Source organism: Streptomyces sp. SID9727 (assembly GCF_010550605.1).
Lineage (GTDB): Bacteria > Actinomycetota > Actinomycetes > Streptomycetales > Streptomycetaceae > Streptomyces.
Map to the genome: position 1 here is coordinate 1 of NZ_JAAGNI010000315.1, position 14,073 is coordinate 14,073.

Genomic DNA, 14,073 nt, shown 5'->3' on the forward strand with positions numbered 1-14,073 from the left:
TGTCCGGGCACGGGCGGACCCGGCACGCTCGTCCCGGGGACCGGCGGACCCGGCACCGCGGTCCCCGGCACGGGCGGACCCGGAACCGGCGGACCCGCCTGCGGGCGCTCGCCGCCCAGGCTCGGCGCGATCGCGGTCTTCGGCAGCGCGCTGCCGCCCGACATCAGCGCAGTCGGCGCGTCCGCCGGGACGACCGGGGGCAGCTCCTCCTCGTCGTCGGCACCCGACAGCGGCGGCGCGAACACCGTCGCCGGAAGCGCCACCTCCACGTCCTCCGAGTCCGCGTTCACATCGGTCCCCGCCCACGGCGTGGCCCCGACGGGAGGCTGGAGCGACGACGCCGGAACACCGTCCGACGCGGTCGGCTCGTACGCCACCGAACCGCCCTGCGAGGACGTCGAGGGCGACGGGATCGGGGCGGGCGGCGGGAAGGACGACGGCGCCTGCGGCGCGGGCGGCGGGGTGTCGTCCCGGTCCGCACGCCGGTCCGGGATGCCCAGCTTGTCCGCCGCCTCCTGAAGCCACTCGGGCGGACTCAGCAGGAACGACGTCTGATTCAGGTCCACCCGCTCGGGCGGCGGCGCCGGGGCGGCCGGCTCCGCCTCCTGCGAGCCGTACTCCTCCTCGTACCGCCGGATCACCTCACCGACCGGCAGCCCGGGCCACAGCGTCGCCTCACCGCTGTCCCGCGCGATCACCAGCCGCTGCCGGCCACCGTCGGAGACCGGTCCGTCCGCACGGTCCTCGGCCCACACCACGAATCCGAGTTCGAATTCCCGTACGCGCACCTCGCGATGCTGATACGCCGGAACATCGCCGTTCACCCACTCGTCCGCGCGCTCCTGCGCCTGAGCGAAGGTCACCATCGCGCTCACCCCTCCACCGGGACGGCCTGCGCGAAGCCGCCGTCCACCATCAGGTTCGCCACCGTCTCCAGCTCCGGCGGATTGCCCGCCAGCCGCTGCAGGAACGCGTCGAAGTCCTCACCGCACGGCAGCAGCAGCCGGTCCACCCGCTCCTGCACCGTCCAGCCGTCACGGTCCCGGGCATCGTCGTACGCGCAGAACCACACCGAACCCAGGCGCTCGCCGCGCACCTTCACCGCGAGCAGACCGCCCTGCACGAACGCGACGCCGAGGTAGTCCTTCGTCAGATGGTCACGCAGGCACTTGTTGACGTACACCAGGTCGTTCACGGCGGCCTCCTCGCGCACCGTGAAGAACGGCTGGTCGATCAGCAGACCCAGCTCCGCGTCGAGCGCCGTGCCCACCGGGGCCGAACCGCCCGCCGCCTTCAGGAACGAGCGGTACGCCCCCGGCAGCCGGTAACCGAGGTCCTCCTCGACCCCCAGGATCTGCTGCTCGCTCACCGCCACGGCCCCCTTGGGCAGCCGGAAGTGCGCGGGGCGCGTCTCCTGGAGCGGGCGCGTCCCCCGCTTGTCCTGGTCCACCTCCGTGGACGCCAGTCCGCCGTGGTGCCGCAGCAGCGCCTTCACCTCGACCGGGACCAGCTCCATCCGACGGCCGCCCGGCACGTGGTGCCAGGTCCAGCCGTGCGGCGTCGCCACCGGCGGGATCGTGTCCCACAGCTCGTGCCCGGCCTCGGCCAGCGCGGCGTTCGCGGACACGTAGTCCGTGAGCCGCAGCTCGTCCACCCCGAAACCCTGCGGGGGCTCCGCGATCTCCGCGGCGGCACGCGCGTACGGCGAGAAGTCCGGACAGCCGTTCTCGTCCATCCGCACCCCTCTGGGGTGGCGGGACGCCCGGACCGGGTCCGGGAAGTGCACGAGCTGCCCGGCGTAGGCCGCGTTCGGTGGCGCGGCTTGCTGCCCGAGCCGACCTGTCGTCATGGCGGTTGCCCCCTGCTGCGTCTGGCTGATGAGGACCGACCTGCCCAGGAGGCGGTCCAGGCACAGCCTAAGCGGTGTCACCCGTACGGGAACCGGCCCCGCCGTCCCTAGGGGGCGCCTCGCCGATCAGGGCCGGGTCCGCGGCACCTGGCAGACAAGACGCCCCCTGGCCACAACCGTCACCAAACGTCACAACCACGTGACGGACAAGCGACGGCAGCGCCACCGATCCGCGACACGCAGACACGTTTCACCGACCCAGCTTTCACAGGACCCGACACATTTGGCAGGCTGTCACCCGCAAACACGGGGGCGTGCACAGAAGGCAGCAGCCGCTGCGGGCACGGGAGGGACACAGCACCATGCACACCGCACACTCTGCACAGACCGTCACGACCGGGGACCCCCGGCTCAGCTGGAGCAGCACCGACAAGGGCCCCGCGCCCCGGCTCGGCCAGCGCCGCGACGGCATCCTGCCCGCCGTCGCCGCCGCCCTGTCCGTACGCGGCGAGACACTCACCTGCACCGCGGGCAAGGGCGACCAGCCGCCGGTCCTGCACCACCTCGTCCAGGACTTCCTGGACACCCTTCCCAGCGGCCAGCGCGAACGGTTCACCGGCCGCTGCCCCGAGGCCATACTCCTCTCCCGGCACCTCACCGCCGCCGAGGCCGGGCGCTCCAAGCGCGCCCAGCGCAAGCCCCTCACCAACGGCGAGGCCCGCCGCGCCCTCAAGCACGCCCGGCTCACCGCCCGCCGCATCCGCGAGGACGGCGACCCGCTGCACGGCAGCTACGCGGCGCCCTGCCGCTCCTGCGCCGTCATGCTCGCCCACTTCGGCGTACGCCCGGTCGACCTCACCGCGACCGGCGCGGCCACCACCGCAGAGAAGAGCTGACCGCGCCCATGCACGACCGCACCGACCTGCCCCGCCAGACCGGCCCCGACCGCCAGTCCGCCACCCGCTTCCCCGTCGCCGTCGACGCCGCCCTGCGCGCCGCCGGCTGGGCACCCGGCCGCTGGGACATCCGCCAGGCCGAGGAGTGGGCCGACGCCCTGCGCGCGCACGCCTCACCCGCCGGGCACCAGCACGCCGTCTTCCCGGCCGCGGTCGAGGCGTGGGCCGAGTTCGGCGGCCTCCGGATCACCGCCACGGCACCGGGCCGCCAGATCGCACCCCCGGCCGTCCGCATCGACCCGCTGAGCGGGCTGCACCTGGCCCGCACCCTGGGCGACCTCGGCCGCGCGCTGGCGACCGAGGTCGCGCCGCTCGGCGAGGAGGGGGACGGGCAGGCCGTCCTCGCGATCGACCTGGCCGGACGGGTGTACTCCATCGACCACACCGGGGACTGGTACCTCGGCCAGGACATCGACACGGCGCTCGCGACGCTGGTGACGGGGTTGCAGCCGGAGCGGCTCGTCTCGGGCTGAGCCGGGTCTCCGGCGCGTCGCTTCACGCCGGGCGGGCGGTCACCACCGCCACGGTCCGTCCTCAGACGCCGGGCGGGCTCGAAACGCCCCGTGGGCTCAGGCGCCGCCCTCGTCCGGCAGGACCGCCGAGACCCGGAAGCCGCCCGCGTCCGTGGGGCCCGAGACGAAGACGCCGCCCAGGGCGAGGACGCGTTCACGCATGCCGACCAGGCCGTTGCCACCGCTCGGCAGCCCCGCGTCGGCCGTCGCCGCGTCCGTCGGGCCGTTCTCCACCTGCATGGCGACCTCGGCGCCCCGGTGCGCCAGCCGCACCCACGTCCTCGCGCCCGCCGCGTGCTTGTGGACGTTGGTCAGCGCCTCCTGCACCACCCGGTACGCCGTCTGCTCGACCTCGGGCGCGTACGCGCGGGCGGCCCCCTCGACCGACAGCTCCACGGTCATGCCCGCCGCCCGCGACTGGCCGACCAGCGCCTCCACCTCGTCCAGCCGCGGCCCGTCCTCCGCCGCGGCCTGCGCCGCCCGGCCCACGGAGGCCAGCGGCACCCGGTCCGCCGGAGCCCGCGCCGGCTCGCCGGCCCGCAGGACGCCCAGCATCTCGCGCAGCTCGGTGAGCGCCTGGCGGCCCATGTCGCCGACCAGGGCCGCGTTGCGCACGGCCTTCGCGGGGTCCTTGGGCGCCACGGCCTGGAGCGCCGCCGCGTGCACGACCATCAGGCTCACCCGGTGGGCGACCACGTCGTGCATCTCGCGGGCGATCCGGGTCCGCTCCTCCGTACGGGCCCACTCGGCCCGCTCCTCGGCCCGGTCCGCGAGCAGGGACAGCTCCCGCTCCAGCGAGTCCGCGCGCTCCCGCAGGCTCTCCATCAGCCGGCGCCGGGCCCCTATGTACAAGCCGAACAGCACGGGCGGGGCGGTCAGCCCGACGGCCATGAAGAGGGACAGCATGGGCACGTACCAGTCGCCGGGCCCGAAGTCGGCGTTCTCGTCGACGCCCTGGCGCAGCCGTACGTACGTCACGATGAACGTCCCCACCAGGGACATGCTCATCAGCACCGCGGTGATCCGCCGGGGGACCTCGGACGCGGCCAGCGTGTACAGGCCGACGAGCCCCATCAGGAAGCCCATCTCGGCGGGCGTCGTCGCGATCGAGACCAGCACGACGGCGATCGGCCACCGGCGCCGCACCAGCAGCACGGTCCCGGCGACCACCCCGAACACCACTCCGAAGGCCACCGGAAGCCCGGTGTCCCCCGCGAAGGCCACCCCCTCGAACCCGCACTCCACCGCCGAAGCGAGCGCGAGCCCCGCATCCAGCGCGACACTCCGTCGCCGTTCCCACCACCAGTAGCCACGGGTGGTCGGACCCGCCGCTTCCCGGTCTTCCCCCGTTGCGGTCATGGCATCCAGCGTACGGGCGGCCGCATCCCATTTTCGGGTGACCTGAACAGCACGTCGTGCGTAAGCACCAGCCGAAGACCAACCGCAAGAACACCGGCGCCTCCTATCACGGTTGCCTCGTCGTCTACGTGACCAAGAGCGCCGAGCTTTATCGTCGCGTCGAAGGCGCTTGGTACGGCATAGTGTTGGGTGCCGATCCGGCGAGCTGACGCAATGTCCGATTCAGCCGGATTTAATCCCCCATGGTGTAATCAGGCAGCACTGCGGTTTTTGGTACCGTCTGTTCAGGTTCAAATCCTGATGGGGGAGCACCGTCATGCGGGCCCCGACCAATCCGGTCGGGGCCCGCGCCCATGTCCGGTCCGACGCCCCCCGGTATCCTGCGGATGTCCACCACCCGAAGCCGAAGGGCCTATCCGTGAGCTCCGTACGCCCGGCAGCCGTCGTCGTCCTCGCAGCGGGTGAGGGCACCCGCATGAAGTCGAAGACCCCCAAGGTTCTGCACCAGATCTCCGGGCGTTCGCTCGTCGGTCATGTCGTCGCCGCCTCCCTCGAGCTGGACCCCCAGCACCTCGTCGTGGTCGTGGGCCACGCGCACGAGCAGGTCACCGCCCACCTCAGCGGCGCCGACGCGCAGGTGCGCACCGCCTACCAGGCCGAGCAGAAGGGCACCGGGAACGCGGTGCGGGTCGCGCTCGACGAGCTGGGCGGGGCCGTCGAGGGCACCGTCGTCGTCGTGTGCGGGGACACCCCGCTGCTGGCCGGCGAGACGCTGGCCGCGCTCGCCGCCACGCACACCGCCGACGGCAACGCCGTCACTGTGCTCAGCGCCGAGGTCCCCGACTCCACCGGCTACGGGCGGATCGTGCGCGACGCGGTCTCCGGCGCGGTCACCGAGATCGTGGAGCACAAGGACGCGAGCGACGAGCAGCGGGCGATCCGGGAGATCAACTCCGGGGTGTTCGCGTTCGACGGGAAGCTCCTGGCCGAGGCGCTCGGCCAGGTGCGGACGGACAACAGCCAGGGCGAGGAGTACCTCACCGACGTGCTGTCGATCCTGCGCGAGGCCGGGCACCGGGTCGGCGCCTGCGTGGCGGGCGACCACCGGGAGATCCTGGGCATCAACAACCGCGTCCAGCTGGCGGAGGCCCGCCGGCTGCTGAACCAGCGGCTGCTCGAGCGCGCCATGACGGCCGGTGTGACCGTGGTCGACCCCGGCTCGACGCTGATCGACGTCACGGTGACGTTCGAGCGGGACGCGATCGTGCACCCGGGGACCCAGCTGCTGGGTGCCACGCACCTCGCGGAGGACGCCGAGGTCGGCCCGAACTCGCGGCTGACGGACACCGTCGTGCACGCGGGCGCGCGGGTGGACAACACGGTGGCGGACGGTGCCGAGGTGGGCCCGGGCGCGCTGGTGGGCCCGTACGCCTACCTGCGGCCGGGCACCAAGCTGGGCCCGAAGGCCAAGGCCGGGACGTACGTCGAGATGAAGAACGCGACGATCGGCGAGGGGACCAAGGTCCCGCACCTGTCGTACGTGGGCGACGCGACCATCGGCGACCACACCAACATCGGCGCCGCGAGCGTGTTCGTGAACTACGACGGCGTGGCCAAGCACCACACGACGATCGGGTCGCACTGCCGTACCGGGTCGGACAATATGTTTGTGGCGCCTGTCACGGTCGGGGACGGCGTTTACACGGCCGCCGGTTCGGTCATCACGAAGGACGTGCCGTCCGGTTCGCTGGCCGTGGCCCGGGGCCAGCAAAGGAATATCGAGGGTTGGGTGGCGCGCAAGCGTCCCGGAAGCGCCGCCGCACAGGCGGCTCAGGCGGCGGAGGAGAGGCCGGCCGGCGAAAGCTGACCGGAAACAGGTGCGTCCAGCACCGCGTACCGTGATAGATGCTCACCCCATTTCGGCTGGCTCGTTGCACATCGGGACATCTGCGTGCGGCGCCAGGAACACGTCTGAGGAGACTGTGCTGTGACCGGGATCAAGACGACCGGCGAGAAGAAACTGATGCTCTTCTCCGGCCGCGCCCACCCCGAGCTGGCCGAGGAGGTCGCGCACCAGCTGGGTGTGGGCCTCGTGCCGACGAAGGCTTTCGATTTCGCCAATGGTGAGATCTACGTCCGCTTCCAGGAGTCGGCGCGTGGCGCGGACTGCTTCCTGATCCAGAGCCACACGGCTCCGATCAACAAGTGGATCATGGAGCAGCTGATCATGATCGACGCGCTGAAGCGCGCGTCGGCCCGTTCGATCACGGTGATCGTGCCGTTCTACGGCTACGCCCGCCAGGACAAGAAGCACCGCGGCCGGGAGCCGATCTCGGCCCGTCTGGTCGCGGACCTGATGAAGACGGCGGGTGCGGACCGGATACTGACCGTCGATCTGCACACCGACCAGATCCAGGGCTTCTTCGACGGCCCGGTGGACCACCTCTTCGCGCTGCCGATCCTGGCGGACTACGTGGGCGCCAAGGTGGACCGCTCCAAGCTGACGATCGTCTCGCCGGACGCCGGCCGGGTGCGCGTCGCCGACCGCTGGTGCGACCGGCTCGACGCCCCGCTGGCGATCGTGCACAAGCGCCGTGACAAGGACGTCGCCAACCAGGTGACCGTGCACGAGGTCGTCGGCAATGTGAAGGGCCGGGTCTGCGTCCTGGTCGACGACATGATCGACACGGGCGGCACGATCTGCGCCGCCGCGGACGCCCTGTTCGCGCACGGCGCCGAGGACGTCATAGTGACGGCGACGCACGGTGTGCTCTCGGGCCCCGCCGCGGACCGTCTGAAGAACTCGAAGGTCAGCGAGTTCGTGTTCACGGACACCCTGCCGACGCCGGGTGAGCTGGAGCTCGACAAGATCAAGGTGCTGTCGATCGCGCCGACGATCGCCCGCGCGGTGCGCGAGGTCTTCGAGGACGGCTCGGTGACGAGCCTCTTCGAGGAGCAGTAGGAGCAGGAGGACAGGGGCGGCCGGTGCGCCGTCGTTGATCCACTTTGGGGTGCGGCCTCCCCGCCGGGTAGACTCAGTGAGTTGCTCGGCGAGGGAGGCCGTACTCATGTACGGCGATCCGTTATCGGCGCGCTCTTCGTAGCAGGCCAGTTGATGGCCGGGTGACCGTCCGTTCTTCCGTCACCCCACGAGGAGTGCCACCATGGCCGAGATCAAGCTCGCCGCCCAGGTCCGTACCGAGTTCGGCAAGGGTGCCGCCCGCCGCGCGCGCCGTGCCCACCAGGTCCCCGCGGTCGTCTACGGCCACGGTGCCGAGCCGGTCCACATCACCCTTCCCGGCCACGAGCTGCTGCTCGCGCTCCGTACCGCCAACGTCCTGATCGGTCTGGAGATCGACGGCAAGGACGCCCTGGTCATTCCGAAGGCCGTGCAGCGCAACCCGCTCAAGGGCGACATCGAGCACGTCGACCTGCTGACCGTGAAGCGCGGCGAGAAGGTCAACGTCGAGATCGCGGTGCAGGTCGAGGGCGACCTGGCCCCCGGCGGCAACCTGCTCGAGTACGTGCAGAACACCCTCCTCGTCGAGGCGGAGGCCACCCACATCCCCGAGTCCGTCACGGTCTCCGTGCAGGGCCTGGACGCCGGTGCGTCGATCCTCGCCAAGGACATCCCGCTGCCCAAGGGCTCCGTGCTCGCCGGTGACGAGGACGCCATCGTGCTCCAGGTCGTCGCCGCGCAGGCCGAGGAGCCGGCCGCCGAGGGCGCCGAGGGTGAGGGCGAGGAGGGCTGAGTCCCGTCCCGCCTGCTTGACTGACGGGGCGGTGGTCTCCCTTTCCGGGAGCCGCCGCCCCGTTTTCCTGTCCACGCCGCTGTACGCGTACGAACGAGGAGACTTCGCGCGATGTCCGACGCCACCGACCCCTGGCTGATCGTGGGGCTGGGCAATCCCGGCCCCGAGTACGCGGCGAACCGGCACAACGTCGGTTTCATGGTCGCCGACCTGCTCGCCGAGCGGATCGGCGGCAGGTTCAAGCGTGCCCCGAAGGCGCAGGCGCAGGTGCTGGAGGGCCGGATCGGTCCGCCCGGTCCGCTGAGCCGCCGGGTGGTGGTCGCGAAGCCGATGTCGTACATGAATCTGTCCGGGGGTCCGGTGGCGGCGCTGCGGGACTTCTACAAGGTGCCGCTGGACCATGTGGTGGCGGTCCACGACGAGCTGGACATCGATTACGGGACGCTGCGGCTGAAGCTGGGCGGCGGGGACAACGGGCACAACGGGCTGAAGTCGATGACGAAGGCGATGGGCGCGGACTACCACCGGGTGCGGTTCGGGATCGGCCGGCCGCCGGGGCGGATGCAGGTCGCGGATTTCGTGCTGAAGGACTTCTCGTCCACGGAGCGCAAGGAGCTGGCGCTGGAGGTGGACCGGGCGGCGGACGCGGTGGAGTGCCTGCTGGCGGAGGGGCTGGAGCGGGCGCAGTCGGCGTACAACGCCTGAGGGGTGGACGTGCGACGGGGCGCGGGGAGGAGTTCCCCGCGCCCCGTCCGCGTGCGGTGCCGGGTCAGCCGGTGTTGCGGAGGCCCGCGGCGACACCGTTGACGGTGAGCAGCAGGGCGCGGGCGAGGAGCGGGTCCTCCTCCTCGCCGGCTTCGGCGGCCTGGCGCTGCCGGGCGAGCAGGGAGACCTGGAGGTAGGAGATCGGGTCCAGGTAGGCGTCGCGGATGGCGAAGGTCTGCTGGAGCACCGGGTTGGTGTCGAGCAGCTTCTCGCCGCCGGTGACGCGCAGGACCTCCTGCACGGTGAGGGCGTGCTCGGCCTCGATGACGTCGAAGACGTGCTTGAGCTCGTCGGGGACGAGGGTGTCGACGTAGTGCCGGGCGATGCGCAGGTCGGTCTTGGCGAGGGTCATCTCGACGTTGGAGAGGAAGTTGCGGAAGAAGTGCCACTGCTCGTGCATCTCTTCCAGGACCGTGTCGAGGCCGGCCTCGCGCAGGGCCTTGAGGCCGGAGCCGACGCCGAACCAGCCGGGGATGATCTGGCGGGACTGGGTCCAGCCGAAGACCCACGGGATGGCGCGGAGTCCGTCGAGGGAGACGCCTGAGCCGGGGCGGCGGGAGGGCCGCGAGCCCAGGTGGAGGTTGCCGAGCTGGTCGACCGGGGTGGAGGCGAGGAAGTACGACGGAAGGTCGGGGTCCTCGACGAGCTTGCGGTAGGCGGCGTGGGCGGCGTCGGAGACGGTGTCCATGGCCGCGTCCCAGCGGGCCAGGGCCTCGTCGGACTGGCGGGGTGCGGTGTGCAGGGCGGACGCCTGGAGGGTGGCCGCGACGGTCAGTTCCAGGTTCTCCCGGGCGAGCGCGGGGATGAGGTACTTGTCGGAGATGACCTCGCCCTGCTCGGTGACCTTGATCTCGCCCTCCAGGGTGCCCCAGGGCTGGGCGAGGATCGCGTCGTGGGAGGGGCCGCCGCCGCGGCCGACGGTGCCGCCGCGGCCGTGGAAGAGGCGCAGCCGTACGCCGTAGCGGTGGGCGACGTCGCGCAGGCGGCGCTGGGCGCGGTGGATCTCCCACTGGGAGGTGGTGATGCCGCCGAACTTGGAGGAGTCGGAGTAGCCGAGCATGACCTCCTGGACGTCGCCGCGCAGGGAGACGAGGCGCCGGTAGGAGGGGTCGGCGAGCATTTCGTCCAGGATGACGTCGGCGGCGCGCAGCTCGTCGGTGGTCTCCAGGAGCGGCACGATGCCGATCTTGGCCCAGCCGGCGTGCAGGTCGACGAGGCCGGCCTCGCGGGCGAGGACGGCGGCGGCGAACACGTCGTCGGCGCCCTGGCACATCGAGATGATGTAGGACTCGATGACCTCGGGGCCGAAGCGCTCGAACGCTTCCTTGATGGTGTGGAAGACGCCGAGGGTCTTCTCGCCGGCGGCGTCGAGCGGGGCCGGGGTGGGTGCGAGGGGGCGGCGGGAGCGCAGTTCCTTGGCGAGGAGCTTCTGCCGGTAGTCGCGGGGCATGTCGGCGTAGCGCCAGGATTCCTCGCCGAGCCGGTCGAAGAGCTGGCCGAGGGCGTGGTGGTGGGCGTCGGCGTGTTCGCGGACGTCCATGGTGGCGAGCTGGAGGCCGAACGCGGAGAGCGTGCGGATGGTGCGGTCCATGCGGCCGTCGGCGACGATGCCGGCCTTGTGGCGGCGCAGGGAGTCCTGGATGAGGGCGAGGTCGCTGACCAGCTCGGCGGTGCCGAGGTAGTCGCAGCCGGGGCGGTGGGGGCGGCCGCTGGCGAGGCGTTCGCGGGTGTTGACGAGCTTCTGGCGGATGCAGGTGGCCTTGAGCCGGTAGGGCTCCTCGGCGTTCAGCCGCTTGTAGCGGGGGCTGATCTCGGGGAGGAGGTCCAGGTCGGTCTGGAGGGAGGCGAGGAGTTCGTCGGTGGCGCCGGTGTAGCGGATGGAGTTGGAGAGGAGTCCGCGGAGCTGGTCGACCAGTTCGAGGGCGTCGGTGATGCCGTGCTCGTGCTGGAGGATGAGGACGTCCCAGGTGACCTTGGGGGTCACGTTGGGGTTGCCGTCGCGGTCGCCGCCGATCCAGGTGCCGAAGGTGAGGGGGCGGGTGCCGGCGGGGAGTTCGACGCCGACGCGTTCCAGCTCGGCGGCGAGGTCCTCCAGGACGTCGCCGACGGCGTTGGCGTGCAGCTCGTCCAGGTAGTAGATGGCGTTCCGGGCCTCGTCGGTGGGCTCGGGGCGTACGACGCGGAGTTCGTCGGTCTGCCAGATGAGGTCGATGTTCTCGGCGAGCCGGAGGTCCTGGCGGCGGCGGTCGGCCTCGATGACCGGGGTCTCCAGGAGGGCGGCGATGCGGCGGAGCTTGTTGAGGACGGAGCGCCGGGCGGCCTCGGTGGGGTGCGCGGTGAAGACGGGGCGCACGTTGAGGTTCTTGACGGTGGCGCGCAGGTGCTCGGGGTCGGCGTCCTTGAGCCGGTCGGCGGTGCGGGCGAGGAGGCCGCCCTCGGCGGACCGGCGGTCGCGCATCTCGTGGGCGCGGTGGACCTGCTCGGTGACGTTGGCCAGGTGGAAGTAGGTGGAGAAGGCGCGGACGAGCTTGGCGGCGGTCTCCAGGCCGGTGTCGCCGAGGAGTTCGGCCGCGGCCTCGCCGTCGGAGCGGGTCAGGGCGCGTACGCGTTCGACGAGGTCGAGGAGTTCCTGGCCCTCCTGGCGTACCAGAGTCTCGCCCAGCAGGTCGCCGAGGCGGCGGATGTCGGCGCGCAGCTCGGGGCTGGCGGCGGGGGTCTGGTCGGCACTGCTCACAGTGTGCGGCTCCTTGCAGTGGTGGTGCACGGGACCCGGGACCGCGGTCGGCGGATGCCGACGCCACCCCGGAAAGCAGGGTGCGGACCGCGCTGTCCGACCTCTCCAGGATAGGTGTCCGTGCTTTCGGTGCTGTTCGCGCCCCGTACGGACTTCCGTGTCGGCTCGGGCGCCGGGCGGGGTACGCGGTGTGTGTCTACCCGGTATTCGTGCGTCTGTGCGCGGTGTTTCGCCCTCTCGTGGGCGGGCCTTCGCGCTGCCATACTTACGAGGCCGTAGGTTACGGGTGCGTAACCACGGCTGTCCGTCCCGTTCTCACCCTCAGGGGACTCCCCATGAAGACCAGCCCCGATGTGATCGAGGCCGCCGCCCCGGCGGCCGGTGATCAGGCTCTTCCCTCCGCCACGCTCGGCGGGGACAACAAGCGGTCGATCGAGCAGATCGCGCTCCTGCTGTTCATCATCGTGCCGTTCGTGGCCCTGGTGGCGGCGGTGCCGCTGGCCTGGGGCCGCGGTGTGAGCTGGCTCGATCTGGGTCTGCTGGTGGCGATGTACTTCATCGGCTGCCACGGCATCACGATCGGCTTCCACCGGTACTTCACGCACGGCTCGTTCAAGGCGAAGCGTCCGCTCCGCATCGCCCTGGCGGTGGCCGGTTCGCTGGCGGTGGAGGGCCCCCTGGTGCGCTGGGTGGCCGATCACCGCAAGCACCACCGGTTCTCGGACGCGGACGGCGACCCGCACTCGCCGTGGCGGTTCGGCGAGACGCTGCCGGCGCTGATGAAGGGCCTGTGGTGGGCCCACATCGCATGGATGTTCGACGAGGAGCAGACCCCGCAGCAGAAGTACGCGCCGGACCTGATCAAGGACCCGGCGATCCGCCGGATCTCGCGTCACTTCATGACCTTCACGATCATCTCGCTGGCGATCCCCCCGCTGGTCGGCGGTCTGGTGACGATGTCCTGGTGGGGTGCGGCGACGGCGTTCTTCTGGGGCTCGCTGGTACGGGTGGCACTGCTGCACCACGTGACGTGGTCGATCAACTCGATCTGCCACGCGGTCGGCAAGCGTCCCTTCAAGTCCCGGGACAAGTCGGGCAACGTGTGGTGGCTGGCGGTCCTGTCGTGCGGCGAGTCCTGGCACAACCTGCACCACGCGGACCCGACGAGCGCGCGGCACGGCGTGATGCGCGGTCAGATCGATTCGAGCGCGCGGCTCATCCGCTGGTTCGAGCGGGCCGGCTGGGCGTACGACGTGCGCTGGCCGGACGACGCCCGTATCGAGTCCCGGCGCAACCGCGCGGCGGCCGACGCGGCATGATGGACGACGTGGCGACCGACTCCAGCGCAAGCAGCGAGAACACCCGTGCACCTTCGTCCCGGCGGGCCCGCCGGGTGCGGATGACGGGAAAGGAACGCCGCGAGCAGTTGCTGGACATCGGTCGCACCCTGTTCGCCGACAAGGGCTTCGAGGGCACGTCGGTCGAGGAGATCGCGGCCCGGGCGGGGGTGTCGAAGCCGGTCGTCTACGAGCACTTCGGCGGCAAGGAGGGGCTGTACGCGGTCGTGGTGGACCGGGAGATGCGCCAGCTCCTGGACATGGTGACGAGCGCCCTGACCGCGGGGCACCCGAGGGAGCTCCTGGAGCAGGCGGCGTTCGCGCTGCTGGACTACATCGAGACGTACACCGACGGGTTCCGCATCCTGGTCCGGGACTCGCCGGTCGCCCAGTCGACGGGCACCTTCGCGTCCCTGATCAGCGACATCGCGACCCAGGTCGAGGACATCCTGGGCCTGGAGTTCAAGGCCCGGGGTTTCGACCCGAAGCTGGCCCCGCTGTACGCGCAGGCGCTGGTGGGCATGGTGGCGCTGACCGGCCAGTGGTGGGTGAACGCGCGCAAGCCGAAGAAGGCGGAGGTCGCGGCCCATCTGGTGAACCTGGCCTGGCACGGTCTGGAGAACCTGGAGTCGAAGCCGCGGCTGATAGGGCACCGGAAGAGCTGACGGTGTGCGTGCCCGCCGTGCGGCGGGCCGACCGGATCGACCGGATCGACCGATGATTCATGGGTAAACCACTTCAGTCCCCGTGGCCACAGTTGTAGAGTCTGTGGGCATCCCGGGAAAGCTTCACCCTGCATGTAACGCACC

Annotated in this window: 11 protein-coding genes, 1 tRNA gene and 2 pseudogenes; 10 read left to right on the plus strand and 4 right to left on the minus strand. The window is 71.4% G+C overall.

Annotation, left to right across the window (positions count from 1 at the left end; genetic code table 11):
* Nucleotides 1–866: pseudogene (locus tag G3I41_RS21475) on the minus strand (hypothetical protein); the annotation flags it as partial.
* Between the two features lie 5 nt (nucleotides 867–871).
* Entirely contained in the window at nucleotides 872–1,849 is a 978-nt protein-coding gene (locus G3I41_RS21480; protein ID WP_164402033.1) for an SMI1/KNR4 family protein, read from the minus strand.
* A 362-nt stretch (nucleotides 1,850–2,211) separates the two neighbouring features.
* Between G3I41_RS21480 and G3I41_RS21485 the strand changes: the two genes are divergently transcribed.
* Complete coding sequence (locus tag G3I41_RS21485) at nucleotides 2,212–2,745, plus strand: YwqJ-related putative deaminase (protein ID WP_164402034.1); 534 nt, start codon at nucleotides 2,212–2,214, stop codon at nucleotides 2,743–2,745.
* Nucleotides 2,746–2,753: 8 nt separating this feature from the next.
* Complete coding sequence (locus G3I41_RS21490; RefSeq protein ID WP_164402035.1) at nucleotides 2,754–3,278, plus strand: SUKH-3 domain-containing protein; 525 nt, start codon at nucleotides 2,754–2,756, stop codon at nucleotides 3,276–3,278.
* Between the two features lie 96 nt (nucleotides 3,279–3,374).
* Here the strand turns inward: G3I41_RS21490 and G3I41_RS21495 are convergent, their stop codons facing one another.
* Nucleotides 3,375–4,676, minus strand: a complete 1,302-nt coding sequence (locus G3I41_RS21495) for a histidine kinase (RefSeq protein WP_164402036.1) — start codon at nucleotides 4,674–4,676, stop codon at nucleotides 3,375–3,377.
* 56 nt (nucleotides 4,677–4,732) lie between these two features.
* On the opposite strand from G3I41_RS21495, the pseudogene G3I41_RS36470 reads away from it, so the two are divergent.
* The 6 genes and pseudogenes from G3I41_RS36470 to pth form a co-directional block, all read left to right on the plus strand.
* Nucleotides 4,733–4,885, plus strand: a pseudogene (locus tag G3I41_RS36470) (hypothetical protein); the annotation flags it as partial.
* Nucleotides 4,886–4,912: 27 nt separating this feature from the next.
* Nucleotides 4,913–4,985: transfer RNA gene (locus G3I41_RS21500), tRNA-Gln, on the plus strand.
* A gap of 109 nt (nucleotides 4,986–5,094) precedes the next feature.
* Complete coding sequence (glmU, locus tag G3I41_RS21505; RefSeq protein WP_164402037.1) at nucleotides 5,095–6,543, plus strand: bifunctional UDP-N-acetylglucosamine diphosphorylase/glucosamine-1-phosphate N-acetyltransferase GlmU; 1,449 nt, start codon at nucleotides 5,095–5,097, stop codon at nucleotides 6,541–6,543.
* 120 nt (nucleotides 6,544–6,663) lie between these two features.
* Nucleotides 6,664–7,638, plus strand: a complete 975-nt coding sequence (locus G3I41_RS21510; RefSeq protein ID WP_164402038.1) for a ribose-phosphate diphosphokinase — start codon at nucleotides 6,664–6,666, stop codon at nucleotides 7,636–7,638.
* A 202-nt stretch (nucleotides 7,639–7,840) separates the two neighbouring features.
* A complete protein-coding gene (locus tag G3I41_RS21515; RefSeq protein WP_164402039.1) occupies nucleotides 7,841–8,428 on the plus strand; it encodes a 50S ribosomal protein L25/general stress protein Ctc in 588 nt (195 codons plus the stop codon).
* A 111-nt stretch (nucleotides 8,429–8,539) separates the two neighbouring features.
* A complete protein-coding gene (gene pth, locus G3I41_RS21520; protein ID WP_164402040.1) occupies nucleotides 8,540–9,133 on the plus strand; it encodes an aminoacyl-tRNA hydrolase in 594 nt (197 codons plus the stop codon).
* A gap of 64 nt (nucleotides 9,134–9,197) precedes the next feature.
* Here the strand turns inward: pth and ppc are convergent, their stop codons facing one another.
* Nucleotides 9,198–11,927, minus strand: a complete 2,730-nt coding sequence (ppc, locus tag G3I41_RS21525) for a phosphoenolpyruvate carboxylase (protein WP_164402041.1) — start codon at nucleotides 11,925–11,927, stop codon at nucleotides 9,198–9,200.
* A gap of 335 nt (nucleotides 11,928–12,262) precedes the next feature.
* Here ppc and G3I41_RS21530 point away from each other — a divergent pair, with 335 nt between their 5' ends.
* Nucleotides 12,263–13,246 (plus strand): fatty acid desaturase, encoded by a 984-nt coding sequence (locus tag G3I41_RS21530; RefSeq protein ID WP_164402042.1) that lies wholly within the window; start codon nucleotides 12,263–12,265, stop codon nucleotides 13,244–13,246.
* A complete protein-coding gene (locus tag G3I41_RS21535; protein ID WP_164402043.1) occupies nucleotides 13,243–13,929 on the plus strand; it encodes a TetR/AcrR family transcriptional regulator in 687 nt (228 codons plus the stop codon). The genes G3I41_RS21530 and G3I41_RS21535 overlap by 4 nt, the downstream gene beginning before the upstream one ends.
* Nucleotides 13,930–14,073: the final 144 nt, after the last annotated feature.

Bases quoted from the DNA above. Each gene is read 5' to 3' on its own strand.
- G3I41_RS21480 (WP_164402033.1), bottom strand. From the start codon at position 1,849: ATGACGACAGGTCGGCTCGGGCAGCAAGCCGCGCCACCGAACGCGGCC.
- G3I41_RS21485 (WP_164402034.1), top strand. From the start codon at position 2,212: ATGCACACCGCACACTCTGCACAGACCGTCACGACCGGGGACCCCCGG.
- G3I41_RS21490 (WP_164402035.1), top strand. From the start codon at position 2,754: ATGCACGACCGCACCGACCTGCCCCGCCAGACCGGCCCCGACCGCCAG.
- G3I41_RS21495 (WP_164402036.1), bottom strand. From the start codon at position 4,676: ATGACCGCAACGGGGGAAGACCGGGAAGCGGCGGGTCCGACCACCCGT.
- G3I41_RS21515 (WP_164402039.1), top strand. From the start codon at position 7,841: ATGGCCGAGATCAAGCTCGCCGCCCAGGTCCGTACCGAGTTCGGCAAG.
- pth (WP_164402040.1), top strand. From the start codon at position 8,540: ATGTCCGACGCCACCGACCCCTGGCTGATCGTGGGGCTGGGCAATCCC.
- G3I41_RS21530 (WP_164402042.1), top strand. From the start codon at position 12,263: ATGAAGACCAGCCCCGATGTGATCGAGGCCGCCGCCCCGGCGGCCGGT.
- G3I41_RS21535 (WP_164402043.1), top strand. From the start codon at position 13,243: ATGATGGACGACGTGGCGACCGACTCCAGCGCAAGCAGCGAGAACACC.